The 18,507-nt window shown below is 40.4% G+C and carries 12 protein-coding genes; 1 reads left to right on the forward strand and 11 read right to left on the reverse strand.

Annotated features, from left to right (window positions below):
- Window positions 1-7 precede the first annotated feature (7 nt).
- The 8 genes from H8S51_RS12160 to H8S51_RS12195 all read right to left on the reverse strand — a co-directional run bounded on the left by H8S51_RS12160 (window position 8) and on the right by H8S51_RS12195 (window position 13,491).
- On the reverse strand, window positions 8-874 hold the full coding sequence (locus H8S51_RS12160) for a hypothetical protein (RefSeq protein WP_186899166.1): 867 nt from the start codon (window positions 872-874) through the stop codon (window positions 8-10).
- Between the two features lie 246 nt (window positions 875-1,120).
- Window positions 1,121-2,590, reverse strand: a complete 1,470-nt coding sequence (gene nagE / locus H8S51_RS12165; protein WP_334294384.1) for an N-acetylglucosamine-specific PTS transporter subunit IIBC — start codon at window positions 2,588-2,590, stop codon at window positions 1,121-1,123.
- A gap of 143 nt (window positions 2,591-2,733) precedes the next feature.
- Window positions 2,734-3,216 carry a PTS sugar transporter subunit IIA gene (locus H8S51_RS12170; protein WP_022112008.1) on the reverse strand — a complete coding sequence of 161 codons (483 nt, stop codon included), beginning with the start codon at window positions 3,214-3,216 and terminating at the stop codon, window positions 2,734-2,736.
- A gap of 35 nt (window positions 3,217-3,251) precedes the next feature.
- Entirely contained in the window at window positions 3,252-4,085 is an 834-nt protein-coding gene (licT, locus tag H8S51_RS12175; RefSeq protein ID WP_186899165.1) for a BglG family transcription antiterminator LicT, read from the reverse strand.
- Window positions 4,086-4,322: 237 nt separating this feature from the next.
- Window positions 4,323-4,580, reverse strand: coding sequence for an HPr family phosphocarrier protein (locus tag H8S51_RS12180; protein ID WP_117919348.1), 258 nt, complete (start codon window positions 4,578-4,580; stop codon window positions 4,323-4,325).
- Window positions 4,581-4,603: 23 nt separating this feature from the next.
- Window positions 4,604-6,217 (reverse strand): phosphoenolpyruvate--protein phosphotransferase, encoded by a 1,614-nt coding sequence (gene ptsP / locus H8S51_RS12185; protein WP_117919350.1) that lies wholly within the window; start codon window positions 6,215-6,217, stop codon window positions 4,604-4,606.
- 415 nt (window positions 6,218-6,632) lie between these two features.
- Window positions 6,633-10,178 (reverse strand): pyruvate:ferredoxin (flavodoxin) oxidoreductase, encoded by a 3,546-nt coding sequence (nifJ, locus tag H8S51_RS12190; RefSeq protein WP_117919352.1) that lies wholly within the window; start codon window positions 10,176-10,178, stop codon window positions 6,633-6,635.
- Between the two features lie 163 nt (window positions 10,179-10,341).
- Window positions 10,342-13,491, reverse strand: coding sequence for a bifunctional diguanylate cyclase/phosphodiesterase (locus tag H8S51_RS12195; RefSeq protein ID WP_117919489.1), 3,150 nt, complete (start codon window positions 13,489-13,491; stop codon window positions 10,342-10,344).
- A gap of 238 nt (window positions 13,492-13,729) precedes the next feature.
- Between H8S51_RS12195 and H8S51_RS12200 the strand changes: the two genes are divergently transcribed.
- Window positions 13,730-15,370: an ABC-F family ATP-binding cassette domain-containing protein gene (locus H8S51_RS12200; protein ID WP_117919354.1), complete on the forward strand. Its 1,641-nt coding sequence runs from the start codon at window positions 13,730-13,732 to the stop codon at window positions 15,368-15,370.
- Between the two features lie 51 nt (window positions 15,371-15,421).
- Here H8S51_RS12200 and H8S51_RS12205 read toward each other — a convergent pair whose 3' ends face one another.
- From H8S51_RS12205 to H8S51_RS12215, 3 genes are all read right to left on the reverse strand, one after another.
- On the reverse strand, window positions 15,422-16,291 hold the full coding sequence (locus tag H8S51_RS12205) for a hypothetical protein (RefSeq protein ID WP_117919356.1): 870 nt from the start codon (window positions 16,289-16,291) through the stop codon (window positions 15,422-15,424).
- Window positions 16,292-16,440: 149 nt separating this feature from the next.
- Entirely contained in the window at window positions 16,441-17,091 is a 651-nt protein-coding gene (locus H8S51_RS12210) for an HAD family hydrolase (RefSeq protein WP_118209515.1), read from the reverse strand.
- A gap of 219 nt (window positions 17,092-17,310) precedes the next feature.
- The gene (locus tag H8S51_RS12215) at window positions 17,311-18,471 is read right to left on the reverse strand and encodes a cysteine desulfurase family protein (RefSeq protein ID WP_117919360.1); all 1,161 of its coding nucleotides are present in this window, start codon (window positions 18,469-18,471) and stop codon (window positions 17,311-17,313) included.
- Window positions 18,472-18,507 lie beyond the last annotated feature (36 nt).

Consider the following 18,507-nt stretch of genomic DNA (forward strand, 5'->3'; position numbering starts at 1 on the left):
TGTACTGTTAAAAGCGAAATACTCCCATAGAATATAATATAAATACGATCAATACCACAAAATTTAAAATTGAAAACCAGGATAGCAGCTTCACATATCCTTTCACCGAATCAACGCCGCCTTCCATCTCATCCATTTTTTCAATTTTAGAATCAAACTCATTGAACAGATCCTGTATGTTACGATAACATTTGACATTTTCCGTGTGTACTTTTTCAGAAAGATCCGTCTTAATAGACTCTAACTGTGACGTTGCATTCTCTAACAGCTCCTTGACCTCCGCAATCTGTCCTTCACTGAGCTTTTTGTTGGCAATTGCCTGTTCCTCTAAGAACTGCTTGTTCGCCGCAATCTGTTCCTCGTTTAATTTCCGGTTAGAAGCCGTCTGCTCCTCATTCATCTGACGATTTAAGGCAATCTGTTCCTCACTGGTTTTCCTGATATCAGCCACCTGTCCGGTAAGACCTGCCTCAATCTCTGTCATTTTCGTCGTCACTTTATCAGCAAGCGCATCTACTTTCCGTCCAAACTCGGTAACAATCTTGTCCGCCTCTTCCTGACGTTCTGTTAAAATATGTTCTAACTCCTGTGCCTTGTCCGCTCTCTCATCCACAAGTGACTGCAGTTCCGCCGCTTTACTTTCTTTTGCTGCCAGAAGCACCTGAAGTTGTTTTGCTTTTTCACGAAACTCATCGATCTGACTGATCAGTAAATCTTCATTTTCCACGTCCTTTTGTGTCCTTTCCTGTTCCTGTTTGTTCATTTGTCCGCTCTCTTCCGGCTTTTTCCGGTCCAAATGACGTACATTCTGCGGTATAACCCGCTTTTTCTGGGGGTGAAGCTGTCTGAATACCATCTGCCATAAACCTGCCATCTGTGTCCACTTCTTCCCCCTTTCTGATTTTTTTCGCAATATATCATGGTTATTCTATCATTATCGTTTTTCTTTGTAAACAATAAATTATTTTCCATTATGTTAAACATGTGGACTGTGAAACTTTATATTTTCATTAAGGATCGCATAGATGACAAAGAAGCGATTCCAACTGGAACCGCCTCTGTCAAAAAGGGATTATTTTTTCTTCAATATGATTTCATTTCACAAATAGTATGTTTTTGATTATCTACATAATTTTTTGAACTCATCAGCTACGAACTGGACTTTTGTTCCAATGACAACCTGAACAGCTGTTTTACTTGGTCTGATAACACCAGCAGCCCCTGCTGATTTGATTTTCTTCTCATCTACTAAAGAACTGTCTTTTACCTCAAGCCGAAGTCTTGTAATGCAGTTATCAATACTTTTAATATTTGCTGCACCACCAACACCTTCTAAAATTGTTGCCGCTACAGTTGTGTAATCACTGCTCCCAAGGTCGACATTTTTCTCTGCTTCCACATCATCGTCTTCTCTACCAGGAGTTTTCAGATCAAACTTTGTGATAGCGAAACGGAATACAACATAAAATACAATAAATGCTGCAATACCAAGTGGAATGATCATCCAGGTATTCTTTGCTGCCGGAAGGGTTGCAGAGAAAAGAAGGTCTGTTGCTCCAGCAGAGAAACTAAAACCTGCTCTAAATCCAACTAATACCGTAATCACTGTGAAGATACCATATAATAATGCATATACAACATAAAGTGCCGGTGCAAGGAACATGAAACCAAACTCAAATGGCTCTGTAACACCACAGACAAATGCACAAACAGCTGCGGAGGCTACCAGACCGATTGCAACTTTCTTCTTATTACTCTTAGCAGTCTGAATCATAGCAAGAGCTGCACCCGGAATACCGAACATCATACATGGGAAGAATCCAGACATATACATACCCAAATCCCATGTTACATCTGCCGACGTCTCGCCTGCCCAGAAATGTTGTAAATCCCCAAGTCCGATCGTATCAAACCAGAATACATTGTTCAGTGCATGATGTAATCCGGTTGGAATCAGCAATCTGTTTAAGAATGCATAAATACCTGCACCAACAGGACCAAATCCAACAATTCCTTCACCGATTGAAACTAATGCTCCAAATAATAAAGGCCAGATGAATAATAAGATTGCGGATACAATGATAGAAACAACGCCTGCAACGATTGCTACACAACGCTTACCACTGAAGAATGATAACCAGTCAGGTAATTTTGTACCTTTGAATTTGTTGTAGCATGTTGCACCGATGATACCGGCAAGGATACCGATAAATGGGTTTGCAATCTTACTGAATGCAAGCACTTTTGTCTCATTCTCTGCAATTACCGGCATTAACGTTGTAACAACCCCTGTAGAAAGAAGGTTTGTCATCATTAACCATGATGCCAAAGCTGCAAGAGCTGCTGTACCATCATTATCATCTGCCATACCAACGCCGACACCGATAACAAAAAGAATTGCCATGTTATCGATCAAAGCTCCTCCTGCTTTTACAAGGAAGAAACCGATCATCTGAACGATACCGGAAACATCGCCCCCCTGCATGGTAGATGGACATAGCGCATATCCAATACCCATTAAGATACCACAGATTGGAAGACACGCTACAGGAAGCATTAATGCTTTTCCCAATTTCTGTAAATACTTCATCATAATAAAAGCTCCTCCTTTTTTTTATCCCTTTTCATTTTATTTTATGCCGTTATAAGTACGGCTAAAATACATTTTAATCTCCATTCTTGCGCTGTCTTTCAATGAAAACAACGTTTTCATTTGCATCTCAAGTTTGTGCTTTATTTATTTAGGATCAATACTGTGTCGCCAGGTTCTACTTCCTGATCTGTCACTGTTTCCACTGTCTGATAATCTGATGTATTGCACACAACCACAGGCGTGATCACGTCATAACCGGCTTTTTTTACTGCGTCAAGATCAGCCTCTATCAACAGTTCTCCCTTTTTCACAGAATCACCATTGCCTTTATATGCAGTAAAATGTTCTCCCTTTAATGCAACCGTATCAAGTCCTATGTGTATGAGCAGTTCTACACCTTCTGAAGTCGTCATACTTACTGCATGCATCGTATCAAATAACATCTCAATCGTACCATCGGCCGGTGCATATATCCTGCCTTCCGCAGGAATAATTGCAACACCTTTTCCTAAAATCTCCTCTCCAAAAGTTGGATCACTTACATTACTGATCGCAACCGTTTTTCCTTTTACTGGTGAACCTATCTCAATCCCTTTTTCTTTTTTCTTAAAAAAATCAAACATTTCCATACCTCTTTTCTGCTGTATTATTGTCAGGTTTATCCTGCCATACACACACGTTTTATATGTATCGCCAGAAACATGATTTCCTCGCTGGCAATTCCGCTGCCATATTCCTTTTCAATATATTCAGCAATATGTTTACTGCATTCATATTCCTTCGGATACTTATTTTCCATCATCCTTGCAAATTCAATCTCCTCATCTTTCAACAATTCATGCCGGTAAAGGCGCTGTACCAAAAACTTAAGATGAGTGATAAATCTCTCATAATGCAGGGATTCCTCATCAAACTCAATTCCCATTTCCAACCTGACCAGTTCTAAAATCTTCTGAATCATATTCGTCATTTCAAATGTATCATTGATCGTCGTGTTGTATTCTGCATTCACAAAATGCAGGGCTATAAATCCTGCTTCATCTTCCGTAAACTCTGTACCCAGCTTCTCATTCAAAAGATCAACTGCATATTTTCCCATCAGATATTCCTGATGGTAAAACCTCTTAGTCTCCCAAAGTAATGCATTCTTCAATTGAATCCCCTGCGACTGTCTCTGGATTGCAAAATTAATATGATCTGTCAAAGTGATGTATATATTCTGATTCAGTTGTACATTCAGATTCTTTATTGCGTAGGATATAATATCATTGGTAAGCTGCATGTGCTCTAATGGAATATTTTCTAAAAGTTCCTGAAACTGTCTGGAAAGCTTCTCATTCTCAATACGAAAAACCTTCTCGATTTTGCTTTCATCAATCAGTTCTCCCGTATGCGCCTTAAACCCGATTCCCTTACCCATGATAACAATTTCCTGCTGATTCACATCATATGCTGATATTACATTGTTATTAATCACTTTCTGGATAACCATATTCCACTCCGTTTTTGTCCCTAATAATTAAAAAAACCAAATTTTACAAAATCCAAGCCAGATATGTAAAATTTGGTTTTGCCTGCTTACCAGTAACAATCCAATGTGCTCTGTTTCTATCTAAATAGATTGTAGCATTTATTGTTTATTATGTCAAGTTTTATTCTTATTATATTTGTTTTTTTGTTAATATCCACCATGTTTTTTTCAAAAACCTGTACACAACAACTAATTATCTCACAAATTTGTTTCAAAGAAAGATTTTAATGCATCATATGCCGCATCTTCGTCAGTACCTTCCACTGTTATAGTCACAGTCTGGTCTTTTTTTACTCCCATACTCATAACTGCCATCAGACGGGCTGCATCAATTACTTTTCCGTCTTTTTCGAGAGTTACTTTACTTTTAAAATTTTTAACCTCTTTTACGAGCATTCCCGCCGGTCTTGCATGAATACCCAATTCGTCCTTTACTGTGTAACTGAATGATTTCATTTTAATTTCCTCCTATGCTTAGATTATGCATTTATTATTTTATTTCTTACAGGCAGCACCATTGCAGGTGATACCGATAATTCATCAATGCCCATTTTCACAAATGTTTCTGTCAAAGTCAGATCTGCTCCAAGTTCTCCGCAAATTCCTGCCCAGATTCCTTCTTCATGGGCACTGTCAATGACCATCTGGATCATTTTGAGTACTGCCGGATGATGTGAATCATAGAAACGGTCAAGTTTTGCATTCTGCCTGTCAATAGCAAGCGTATACTGTGTCAGGTCATTGGTTCCAATACTAAAGAAATCCACCTCTTTTGCGAGATCATCTGCGATCATAACTGCTGCAGGAGTCTCGATCATAACTCCAAATTCAACTTCTTTATATGGCAATCCCTCTGCAGACAATTCCGCTTTCACTTCCTCCATGATTTCTTTTACTTTTTTCACTTCCCATACAGATGCGATCATAGGAACCATAATGGAAATATTGCCAAACATGCTTGCACGCAGCAACGCTCTTAACTGTGTTTTAAAAATTTCCGGCCGGTTCAGGCAGATTCTTACTGCACGATATCCCAATGCCGGATTATCCTCACGATCAAGTCCAAAATAATCTATCTGCTTGTCTGCTCCGATATCTAATGTGCGGATGATCACCTTTTTTCCAGCCATCACTTCTGCAACCGTTTTATAGGCCTGAAACTGTTCTTCCTCTGTTGGAAAATGATCACTCTGCAAATATAAAAACTCACTTCTGAAAAGTCCGATTCCGGCTGCATCATTCTGTAAAACAGCTCCTAAATCTTTTACCTCACCAATATTAGCATAGAGTTTGATCTCTTTTCCATCTTTTGTAACAGTCGGTTTTCCCTTTAACTGCTGTAATAATTCCTGACGTTTCTTCTCATTCTGCTGTTTTTTCTCGTATTCTTTTAATATTTCTTCCTCTGGATCAAGGATCAAAATACCCTTAAATCCATCTATAATTGCATACTTTCCATTCACTTCTTTTGGAATTGCCGCTGATACCAATGCCGGAATATTCATCGTTCTGGCAAGAATGGCTGTATGAGAATTTGTAGAGCCTTGTCTTGTCACAAATGCAAGCACTCTCTCCCGTTCTAACTGAATTGTCTCGCTCGGAGCAAGGTCGTCCGCTGCTATAATATATTTTTCTTCATCGGCCGCATGCACAGTTTCTTCCTTCCGGGATAAAATACGGATCACACGTTCAGAAATATCTTTTACATCTGCTGCACGTTCTTTCATATAATCGTCATCCATATCCGCAAACATCCTTGCAAAATTATCTCCCGTCGTCGCTACAGCAAATTCTGCGTTCACAGACTGCGCTACTATGATATTACGAATAGAATCCAGATAATCTTCATCCTCTAACATCATCTGATGTACTTCAAAAATTGCTGCATTTGCTTCACCAACTTCTTTGACTGCCTTGTCATAAAGTGCCTTTAATTCTTCTGTTGCCTGATTTTTGGCTGCTCTAAAACGTGAAATTTCTGCCTGTGTGTCATCAATTTTCACACGTCTTACCACATTGTTTTCTTTAAAAACTTCTTTGATTTTTCCAATCGCAATTCCTCCGAATGCAATCTTTCCATTAATTTGCTGCATTTGTTTCCCCCCTCTAAACAACAAGTCACATTACTCTACCACATCTGCATTCAAAATCAAAAAAACCGAAAAAGCACACGCAATCATAAGCGTCTTACTTTTTCGGTTTAGTACATTTGCATGTGAACTACCCTCTATATGTATTTTTATTATACGTTTTTACCCTGTTTTTGTCAATACACAATTTCGTATTATGCTAATTATATACTTTGTATACAATTATGATATAATTTTCGACATATTTTCACAGATACATCTTATCTATTGGACCGCCTGCTATCTGTTCCATGCTCCAGTTATAATCCTGTAACCAAAAGTTTATTTTATCACCAGCTTCTGACTTACAAAAAACCCGAAAAGGCTTATACCTTTCCGGGCTTTGGAAATTTACATCAATTCAGACAAGATCTGCAGCTTATTTGTAAAGCTCAACCAGTCTCTGTAAGTGCTCATAACGAGCCTTTGCAGCTTCCTCAGATGCAGCAAAGAGTTTCTGTGCTCTCTCTGGGAAGGATCTTGTCAGACGGCTGTAACGTGTTTCGTTGTTCAGGAAATCCTGGTAAGAACCATCACCTGGCTTAGATGTCAATGTAAATGGGTTCTTTCCTTCTGCTTTGAGTGCAGGATTGAAGGAGAATAAGTTCCAGTAACCAGCAGCTACTGCTTTCTTCATCTCATCCTGGCAGTGGTTCATTCCGCCTTTAACACCGTGTAACTCACATGGAGCATAACCGATGATTAAAGAAGGTCCGTTGTAAGCTTCTGCTTCAGCTAAAACTTTAACAGCCTGAGCCATGTTTGCACCAAGAGCGATCTGTGCTACGTATACATAACCATAGCTCATAGCGATCTCTGCAAGGCTCTTCTTGCCGATATCTTTACCAGCAGCAGCGAACTGACAAACTTCACCGATGTTGGAAGCTTTAGAAGCCTGACCACCTGTATTGGAGTACATCTCAGTATCGAATACCATAACATTTACGTTATGTCCGGAAGCAAGAACATGATCTAATCCGCCGAATCCGATATCGTATGCCCAACCATCACCACCGAAGATCCATACGGACTTCTTAGCGAGGTAATCTTTCTTATCAAGAGCTGCCTTAGCGTCTGGGCATCCAGCTGCTGCAGCTTTCTCTAACTCTGCTACAAGAGCTTCTGTTGCAGGTGTATTTGCTTTTGTATCGTTCTTTGTCTCAACAAATTTATCAAATGCAGCCTTTAACTCAGCGCTTGCTTTGTCAGAAGCAGCACATTTCTCAGCGCTTGCGATAGCCTGATCACGTAATACTTCCTGACCAATCTGCATACCTAAACCATGCTCAGCGTTATCCTCGAATAAGGAGTTAGCCCAAGCCGGTCCTTTTTTACTGTCTTTGTTTACTGTATATGGTGATGTAGCAGCCGGACCACCCCAGATAGAGGAACATCCTGTTGCATTGGAGATATACATATGCTCACCAAATAACTGAGTAATCAAACGAGCGTATGATGTCTCTGCACATCCTGCACAAGAACCTGAGAACTCAAGTAATGGCTGGTTGAACTGAGAACCTTTTACAGTGTTGTCTGCCGGCATACCAGGTTTCTTGCTTACGTTAGCAACTAAGTAATCGAATACTGGCTGCTCGTCTGCCTGAGATTCCTGTGGAACCATCTCGATAGCACCAACCGGACATACTGTGATACACTCGCCGCATCCCATACAGTCTAATGGAGATACGCTCATTGTGTATTTGTACTCGCTTGCCTTTGGTTTTGTATCAGCAACTTTGATATTGGAAGGAGCTGCTTTTACTTCATCCTCACTTAACATGAACGGACGGATTGTTGCATGAGAACATACAAATGCACACTGGTTACACTGGATACATTTCTCTGCATTCCATGTAGGAACTGTTACAGCTGTACCACGTTTCTCGTATGCTGCTGCACCATGCTCGAACTGTCCATCAGGGTTGCCCATGAATGCAGAAACTGGTAATGAATCACCATCCATTAAGGAGATCGGGTTCATTAAATCTTCTACCATCTTAACTGTCTCTGGACGACCTGTTAATTTCTTAGGAGCCGGATCTGCTGCCGGGTTAGACCAGGAAGCCGGAACCTCTACTTTATGAACTGCATCAACACCAGCGTCGATTGCTTTGTAGTTCATCTCTACGACTGCATCACCTTTCTTACCATAGGATTTCTTAGCAGCCTGTTTCATGAAATCTACAGCCTCTTCGATTGGCATTACGTTTGCTAATTTGAAGAATGCAGACTGTAAAATTGTGTTAGTACGTTTACCCATACCGATCTCGATAGCTTTATCGATAGCGTTGATGGTGTATAACTGAATATTGTTGTCAGCGATGTATTTCTTAGCAGCAGCATTTAAATGATGCTCTAATTCTTCATCTGACCACTGGCAGTTGATCATGAATACTCCGCCTGGTTTTACATCCTGTACCATCTTGAATCCTTTTGTTACATAAGATGGGTTGTGGCATGCTACGAAGTCTGCCTGGTTGATGTAATACGGGCTTCTGATTGGTTTGTCACCAAATCTTAAGTGGGAAATTGTGATACCACCAGTTTTCTTGGAGTCATACTGGAAGTATGCCTGGATGTATTTATCTGTGTGGTCACCAATGATCTTGGTAGAGTTCTTGTTAGCACCTACAGTACCATCTCCGCCGAGACCCCAGAATTTACACTCAACTGTACCTTCTGCTGCAGTGATAGGAGCCGGTTTAACTTCCGGTAAACTTAAGTTAGTAACATCATCAACGATACCGATGGTGAATCTGCTCTTTGGAGCATCTTTCTCTAACTCTTTGTATACTGCGAATAAACTTGAAGGTGGTGTATCTTTAGAACCTAATCCGTAACGGCCGCCTGTTAATACGATTGTATCAAGACCTGCCTCACGAAGTGTGGTTGCTACATCTAAGTATAACGGATCACCAAGTGCACCTGGCTCTTTTGTTCTGTCAAGAACAGCAACTTTCTTAGCTGTCTTAGGAAGAACTTTTAAGAATGCCTCAGATACCCATGGACGATATAAACGAACTTTGATAAGTCCGACTTTCTCACCCTTAGCTGTTAAGTAATCAATTACCTCTTCTGCTACGTCGTTTACAGAACCCATAGCTACGATAACACGGTCAGCATCTTCTGCTCCGTAGTAGTTGAATAAATCGTAGTTTGTTCCTAACTTCTCGTTGATCTTAGCCATGTATTTCTCAACGATTGCCGGTAACTCGTTGTAAGCTGTGTTACAAGCCTCACGATGCTGGAAGAAAACGTCTCCGTTCTCATGAGAACCACGCATAGCCGGATGCTCCGGATTTAATGCATGTGCACGGAATGCAGCAACTGCGTCCATGTTGCACATTTCTTTCAGATCAGCGTAATCCCATTTCTCGATCTTCTGGATCTCGTGGGATGTACGGAAACCATCAAAGAAGTTGATGAATGGAACTTTTCCTTCGATTGTTGCAAGATGAGCAACCGGACTTAAGTCCATAACTTCCTGTGGGTTGGTCTCACATAACATAGCGAAACCTGTCTGACGGCAGGCATATACATCACTGTGATCACCAAAAATATTTAAAGACTGTGTAGCAACTGTACGTGCAGATACATCGAATACACATGGAAGCTGCTCACCTGCGATTTTGTACATGTTCGGGATCATTAATAAAAGACCCTGAGAAGCTGTAAAGGTGGTTGTTAAAGCACCTGCTGCAAGAGAACCGTGAACGGCACCTGCTGCACCTGCCTCAGATTCCATCTCCACAACCTTTACCTGATTACCGAAAATATTTTCCTGTCCTGCTGCAGACCACTGATCTACGGTATCTGCCATCGGGCTGGATGGTGTAATTGGGTAAATAGCTGCAACATCTGTAAACGCATAAGCTACATGAGCTGCGGCGGTATTACCGTCCATTGACTGTTTTGCTCTGGACATTACTTATTCCTCCTTATTTTAAAAAAATAAAATGTCATACTGTATCTCTCTTATGCTCCTGTGTGAAAAGCACAAAATGATACAATTTATCGACTTAAGTCATATTTTAGCATAGAATTTATCAAAAGAAAAGGTCTTTGACTGTACAAAAACAAGTGCAATCTCACATATATTTCCTTTCAAATTCTTTTAGCGGGATCGGTCTGTCAAATAAATATCCCTGTCCATACAAAAAGCCACAGCTGCACAAAAACTGAAGCTGTTCTTCCGTTTCAATCCCCTCAAATATTACTTCTTCTTTTGCCGAATGTATAAAATTCCCCATCTGCGAAACAAAGTTGCGCTGTTCTTCCAGATTGATCCGGTCTGTAAAAGTTTTGTCGATCTTCACCACATCAGCGGGTATCTCAAGCAGAACACCAAGTGAAGAATACCCTGTTCCAAAATCATCGATCGCGATACGGAATCCGGATTTTTCAAGTTCTGCGAGCACCACCTTTAATTCATCCACATTTTCCACCACAACGCTCTCGGTAACTTCCACTTCAATATATTTTGGATCAATGCCATAATGATCCGCCATGCGTTTTAAACGGTCTGCAAAATTTCTGCTTCCATTTTCAAAATTGCGCCGCGAAAAATTGGTAGATATTGTAAACAGCTCTTTTCCTGCCTGTTTCCATCTTCGCATTGCCCTAAGAAGCTGTTCATAAATATAGAAGTCAAGATCCACCACATAGCCTGTATTTTCAAGTGGGGGAACGAATCTTCCCGGCATGATCATCTCCCCGGACTTCGTCCGCCATCTTGCAAGTGCTTCTGCACCGTATATTTTCCGGTCTTTTAAATTAAATTTGGGCTGTAAGTAAACTTCAAGCTCCCCCTGCTGCATGGCTCCATAAAAGCGTCCTGTGATCTGTATCTCATCATCACGTTTTGCACGCATCTCTTCTTTATAAACGCAGATTCCTGCACCGCCCTGTTCCTTTACCAGTTTGCGTGCCATATTTGCACTCTCTAATATCGTGTCAAATTTTTCATTCAGATTTTCAATGTGACAGATTCCAACCGACAGCCTGAGCGTTCCGAAAGGATATTTTTTCTTTAATTTCTGCTCATAATATTCTGTGCCCCATGCCACCAATTTTTCGATTTCAGCCTGGTCTTTTCCTTTTAAAAGAAGGATAAAATAGTCGGAATACATCCGGCATGCCAGAAGAATCCTGCTATTTTTCATAAGCCGCGCCGCAAAATCTTTCAAAATAGTGTCCCCTGTCTGCTGCCCATAATTTTCATTGACATAAGAAAATTTGTCGATATCTGCATGTATAAGCGCATAGTGTTCCTGTTCTTTTCCGGTATTCCAGGTCTCACTCAGAATATTGTTCATTTTATTTTTAAACGCTTCTAAATTATATAATCCCGTCAGCTGGTCTATATTCTGTAAATGGCGGATCTCCTTCTGATCATCCCTTAACTTATTTCTCAGCGACACGAACACAGACGTTATCCTTGCAAGTTCGCAAAACGTTGTGCGGTCTGCGTTTTCAAAATAGTTCTGTCTGTTCCGCACACCAAAATACAATCCCCCGGTCCGGTTACCGGAACATTCAAATTTTGCCACAGCGATCTGTGTGATACGTTCTTCTCCCGTATTCCAGTTTTCAAGTGACAGCCTTTGATAGTGTGTCTCATCTGTATCATTCAATATTACAAAATCCCCGCCGCCTGCCTCTGCCACTTCAGTCCGGATCGGTTTTATGACATTTTTTTCATAAATCTGTCCGAAGGTGCTCCAATAGTTTGTCAGCGTCATTTTTGAAAGTTCTTCATCATATTCAAAAACAGCTGCCATATCCAGGTGATACCGTCTGCCAATCCTCTCAAGCAGCACATTTAAGGAACCATTCAGATCTTTCGCATGTGATAAAAGCAGGAATGCAGTATTTAAAAATTCTTTGTCCATTCCCTGCTTTTTTTCAAAGTCCATGTCTTTTCCACAGGTATCTATTTCGCGTTTCGTATGACTGTTCTTATTTTTTCCGGCGAATGCGTAATTACTTTTTCCACTCCGCTTGATCTCATACATGGCACGATCCGCCTGATCAAACAGATCTGTATAACTGTCTCCATCCTGTCCCGATACCGCCAGTCCCACACTCATCGTCACATAGATGACCGCATCATCTCCAACCAGCTTTTTATCTCCATGCCGGCAGAGTTCCTTTGCTTTTTGTTCTGCCTGTTTTATTGTCGTATTATCCATCAGAACCAGAAATTCATCTCCGCCGACTCTTCCCACCAGTTTATTATCCGGGAACTGTTCCTCTAAAGTTAATGCAATATCTGAAATCACGGTGTCGCCTACCGTATGTCCAAACGTATCGTTAATATTCTTAAAATTATCGATATCGATCAGAAACAATACATGTGTTTCTTCTGGATACTTATTTAATATCCGTTCCACCTCTTCACCGGTCGCCACTTTATTATAAAGATGTGTCAGTGGATCTCTCCGCATCTCTTCGGAAAGCTGTTCCTGAATCTTTCTGTCGGAACTGATATCATAACTTCTCCCGATAATCTTTAAAATTCTTCCATCTGTTCCCCTTATACTCCGGTACACAGTCCGATACCAGCAGTACTGTGGCACTCCCCCTCCAAGGGCGGTATTCATCCGATAATCAAACGATCCAGACATTTCCTTTGCGGATGCATTCTGAATTACTTCCCGATATAGCGGCTGTTCCTCTTTATGTATAAAATCAAGCCACTCTTCAATTTCCATATAATCCTGACCATCTTTTTTCAGGCGTCCGTTTATATGATATTTATGTGGGACTCTGAATCGTTTTCCCTCCACATCGTATTCAAACGGCACATCATCCGTCACTTCCTCTAACATGGAATACTGCTCATTTAATAAAAACAGCTCATCTTCGAGTGCTTTCTGGTCATTGGTATCTTTACAGATCAAAAGATAGTATGGCACCGCATCCTTATAATAATAAATACTGCACCAGAATTTTACCCAGCAGATCTGCCCCTGTCCCGAAATGATTCTTATTTCGATCTCTTCTGCCTTTTTCTTCTCCCTGCATTTTTCGATCATGTCCTCAAAAGCACCTGCATCCTGCCCATAAATACAGTCATAGAAATCCCTGCTTCTGTCTGCTTCCGTACATTCTCCATGACCGACTGCTTTCATAAATTCTGCATTTGCGATCTCAACCTGTAATGAATTTCCACCTTTTAATACTGCAACCCCCATCGGAAATTCATATATCAGTCCCTTTACGTTTGCCTTCTCCATTTTTTCTCCATTCAAGTATGTAAATCTGACTTTTCCATACAATTTCTTTTCCGATTCTGTATACACATTCTATTTTCCATTATAGCAAATTTTGTCAGAAATAAAAGTGTTTCTAGGAAGTTTCGGTTGCAATCTCCACACTTTTCTAGTATGATACGAATTGGTGCAATTACGGTATTATAGCGGTTTGCAACAGCATCCGCACACTCAATATTAACAAATCAGGAGAATAACAACTATGATCAGTGCAAATAACGTTACGCTTCGAATTGGTAAAAAAGCCCTGTTCGAAGACGTCAATATTAAGTTTACTGAAGGAAACTGTTACGGTCTTATCGGTGCAAACGGTGCCGGAAAGTCTACCTTTTTAAAGATTTTATCCGGACAGTTAGAACCGACTGGAGGTGACGTTACCATTACACCGGGACAGCGTCTTTCTTTCCTGCAGCAGGATCACTTCAAATATGATGAATATACGGTTCTTGATACTGTCATCATGGGTAATAAACGCCTCTATGATATTATGAAAGAAAAAGATGCAATTTACATGAAAGAGGATTTTACGGATGAGGACGGTATCCGTGCAAGCGAACTTGAGGCAGAGTTTGCTGACATGGACGGATGGAATGCAGAATCCGATGCTGCAACGCTCCTCAATGGTCTTGGTATCCCGACAGAGGAACATTACACACAAATGGCTGACATGCCTGGTCCTTTAAAAGTAAAAGTCTTACTTGCACAGGCGCTGTTCGGCAATCCTGACATTCTGCTTCTCGATGAGCCGACTAACCACTTAGATCTTGATGCGATCAACTGGCTGGAAGAATTTCTGATCAACTTTGAAAATACTGTTATCGTGGTATCCCATGACCGTTATTTCTTAAACAAAGTCTGCACAAACATTGCAGATATCGATTACGGTAAGATCCAGTTGTATGCAGGTAACTACGACTTCTGGTATGAATCCAGCCAGCTTCTCGTAAAACAGATGAAAGAAGCCAACAAGAAGAAAGAAGAAAAGATCAAAGAGTTACAGGACTTTATTTCCCGTTTCTCTGCAAATGCTTCCAAATCCAAACAGGCTACCTCAAGAAAGCGTGCTTTAGAGAAGATCCAGTTAGATGAGATCCGTCCTTCCAGCCGTAAATATCCGTACATTGATTTCCGTCCAAGCCGTGAGATCGGTAATGAGGTTCTGTCGGTAGAAGGCATCACGAAAACCATCGACGGTGTGAAAGTGCTCGACAATGTATCCTTTATCGTAGGACATGATGACAAGATCGCTTTTGTCGGCGGTAACGAACTGGCAAAAACCACACTCTTTAAAATACTTACCGGAGAAATGGAACCGGATTCCGGTTCTTATAAATGGGGTGTCACCACAAGTCAGTCCTATTTTCCAAAAGACAATACAGAGATTTTCGATACAGATCTTCTGATCGTTGACTGGCTGACACAGTACTCCGAGATCAAAGATGCAACTTACGTACGCGGATTCCTCGGCCGTATGCTTTTTGCAGGAGAAGATGGAACCAAAAAAATGCGTGTTCTCTCCGGTGGTGAAAAAGTACGTGTACTTCTCTCCCGCATGATGATCATGGCTACAAACGTTCTGATCTTAGATGAGCCGACTGACCATCTGGACATGGAATCTATCACTGCATTAAATAATGGTCTGATCAAATTCCCGGGAGTTGTCCTTTTTGCTTCCCGTGACCATCAGGTTGTACAGACCACTGCAAACAGAATCATCGAATTTCTGCCGGACGGAACATTTATTGATAAAGTTTCTACTTATGATGAATATCTTGAAAATGATGAGATGGCAAGAAAACGTCAGGTATACAGTATGTCTTCTGACGACGAGAACGATAACTAAAAAAATAGCACTGACCAGAATAAGATCTGGCAGTGCTGTTTTTAATTTTTCCTAAAATGTGGTCCATTTTAATGTATAAGAACCAGATGACGCTTTGCTCATACGCTCTACCTTGATGTAGTATGTACCAGACGGCAGATCAAATTTTGTTCCACCATTTGCCAAACTGATATACCATCCATCTTCCGGATATAATCTGGTAACTTTTGAAATAGCAGAAACTTTTTTTCCATTGTTTTTACCAGAAAATACTTTTCCATCTTTATTATAGAAAGTTATCTTAAAACCATTTTTCTCATTTGTTCCGTTTGTGTTTGCGAGATAATACAGATCCAATTTAGCACTCTTAGTCAGTTTGATTTTATACCAGTCTGCCTTACTGTCACCGTATGCAATAACACCTGTCACTTTCTTTCCTTTTGAAAGTGTTTTTGCTTTTGATTTTGAACTTGCAGATGAATCTTTAATAGCTTTTACAGTAGCTGTGATTTTTGTACCTGCATTACACTGCACTGCAAAATAATATGTAGTATTCTTCTTTACACCATACGTTGTGGTATTGTAAATCTTGCCGGCATAATCATTTCTCCAGATTTCATTTTGCTGACCGATCGTCTTTTTATTTTTATTACAAAATGTAACATACCCCTGGGAATTATTGTAATAAGAAGAACTGCAGTTAAACTTTAAAGTTACCGTACCAGTCACGGATGGTTTGAATTTGATATAATTTACCTTCAAATTCCGTCCGCTATAACACTGCGTATCTTTAATTGTAACTGTAGACTTTCCATTCCCCTTAAAAGAAAGTCCGGCTGCCTGTGCCTCTGTCGGAGCTGCCACTGTAAATAACGTAACTGCCATAACTGCTGTCAAAAACATGCAAACAGCTCTGTGAAAAATTGTTTTTCTGGTTTTCATAACCAATCCTCCTTGTTTTCCTCCTTGTTTTGTAAATAACCATTTTTACTTTACCACAGTACTCTGCTGCCATCAAGTTCTTTTATATGATTTAGTACCATTTTCCCATATATTTAGTTGTGATTTTAGTTAATTTTAGTTAATTTTACTTATATATTATTTAATTTTACTTTCAATTCATTCATATCCGCAACAATACAGTCTGCCCCGGCAGTTTCAAGTTCCATTCTGTCACCATAACCATACAAAACACCGATCACATACATGCCATTTTCTTTTGCACCAATCACATCATGTTTTCTGTCTCCCACCATTACTGCCTGATCAGCAGTGATTTTAAGTGAATCCAGGGCGTAGCGGATTACATCACCTTTTTTACTTCTGCTGCCGTCTAATGTACTTCCTGCAACAAAATAAAAATATTGCTCAATTTCAAAATACTTAAGGATCTGTACAGTATATACTTCCGGTTTTGATGTCGCGATCACAATCTTTTTTCCCAGTGAAGCAACTTCCGCAAGTAATTCTTTCATTCCATCATACAAAACATTCTCAAAAAGACCCTGCCTGCTGAAATATTCCCTGTATTTTCCGACTGCCTCCCGGCTCTGTTCCTCTGAAAATCCATAAAAATCCTGAAAAGAATCCAGAAGCGGTGGTCCAATAAACTTCTCTAATGTATCTAAATTTTCAACCTGGATTCCATAATACGAAAGTGCATGTGCCACCGCCTTTGTGATTCCCTCTTTCGGATCTGAAATCGTTCCATCCAGATCCATAAAAATATATTCCGGTCTCATTGTTTTCTCCATTTTCTTTTGTTTTTTCTATTGTAACATACCATTCTTTTTTCTGTACGTTTATTTTCCTGATATTTTATTTTTATCGCACATATTTTCATAAAATCCCCATTTTTACGCTGTCTTTTGCGCATATCAAGTCTGTGCATAAACACAAATCTTGCATGTGAAAAATGTTATTTTTCACACTGCATATCAAATTTTATAAACATCCAATCCTCAGTCTCTCAGTCTTTCGATATTACGTTTTAAGGACTCCACTGCCGCATCAATATCCGCACGCCTCGTATCCCTGCAAAGTGTCATACGGACGGTTCCCGCAGCATAATCTTCCGGAACCCCAAGTTCTTTTATCACATAGGATATCCTGCTCTCTCCCGTATTACATGCAGAACCGCCGGATGCACAGATTCCGTCTTCATCCAGAAGGATTAATAGGGATGCCCCATCTACCCCCCGGAAACTGACAGATACATTTCCCGGAAGTCTTTTTGTTCTGTGTCCATTGACACGGACATCCGGGATCTCATGCATGATCTTTTCGATCAGATAATTGCGCAGCATTGTTTCACGGTACATTCCTGTGCGCATATTTTTTGCGGCGATCTCTGCTGCTTTTCCCATCCCAACGATTCCGGCAATATTCTCTGTCCCGGCACGTTTTCCTTTTTCCTGTGATCCTCCATGAATAAATGACGGAATCTTCACGCCTTCCCTGATATACAAAAATCCAACACCTTTTGGCCCGTGAAATTTATGGGCACTCGCACTTAAAAGATCTACCGGATAATAACGCACGGAGATCGGAACCTGCGCATATGCCTGCACAGCATCCGTATGGAACAGTACATTTTTTTCTCTTGCAATTTTGCCAATTGAAAAAACCGGTTCAATCGTCCCAACCTCATTATTTCCAAACATGATCGTGATCAGTGTCGTATCCTCCCTGATTGCACGATACACCGCTTCCGGTGATACCATTCCATATTCATCCACATCCAGATAGGTCACCTCATATCCAAGTTCCTCTAAATATTTACAGGAATTTAATATCGCATGATGTTCGATCTTACTTGTGATGATATGTTTTCCTTTATGTTTATACTCTCCGGCAATACATTTTACTGCCCAGTTATCCGATTCCGAGCCACCTGATGTAAAAAAAATCTCTGACGGCTTTGCCTCGAGTGTACCGGCAATGGTTTTCCTTGCCTTTTCCATTGCCTGTCTCGACTTTTCCCCATATCCATACATTGTAGACGCATTTCCAAATTTTTCTTCCAGATACGGATTCATCGCCTCTTTTACTTCTTCTGACATCCTTGTAGTTGCAGCGTTATCTAAATAAATTACCTTCTCTTTATTTTCAATTTGATTCATTTTCTCCCCGCTTCCTTCATATATTAAAATGAACTA

This window comes from Roseburia rectibacter (assembly GCF_014287515.2).
Classification (GTDB): Bacteria; Bacillota; Clostridia; order Lachnospirales; family Lachnospiraceae; genus Roseburia; species Roseburia rectibacter.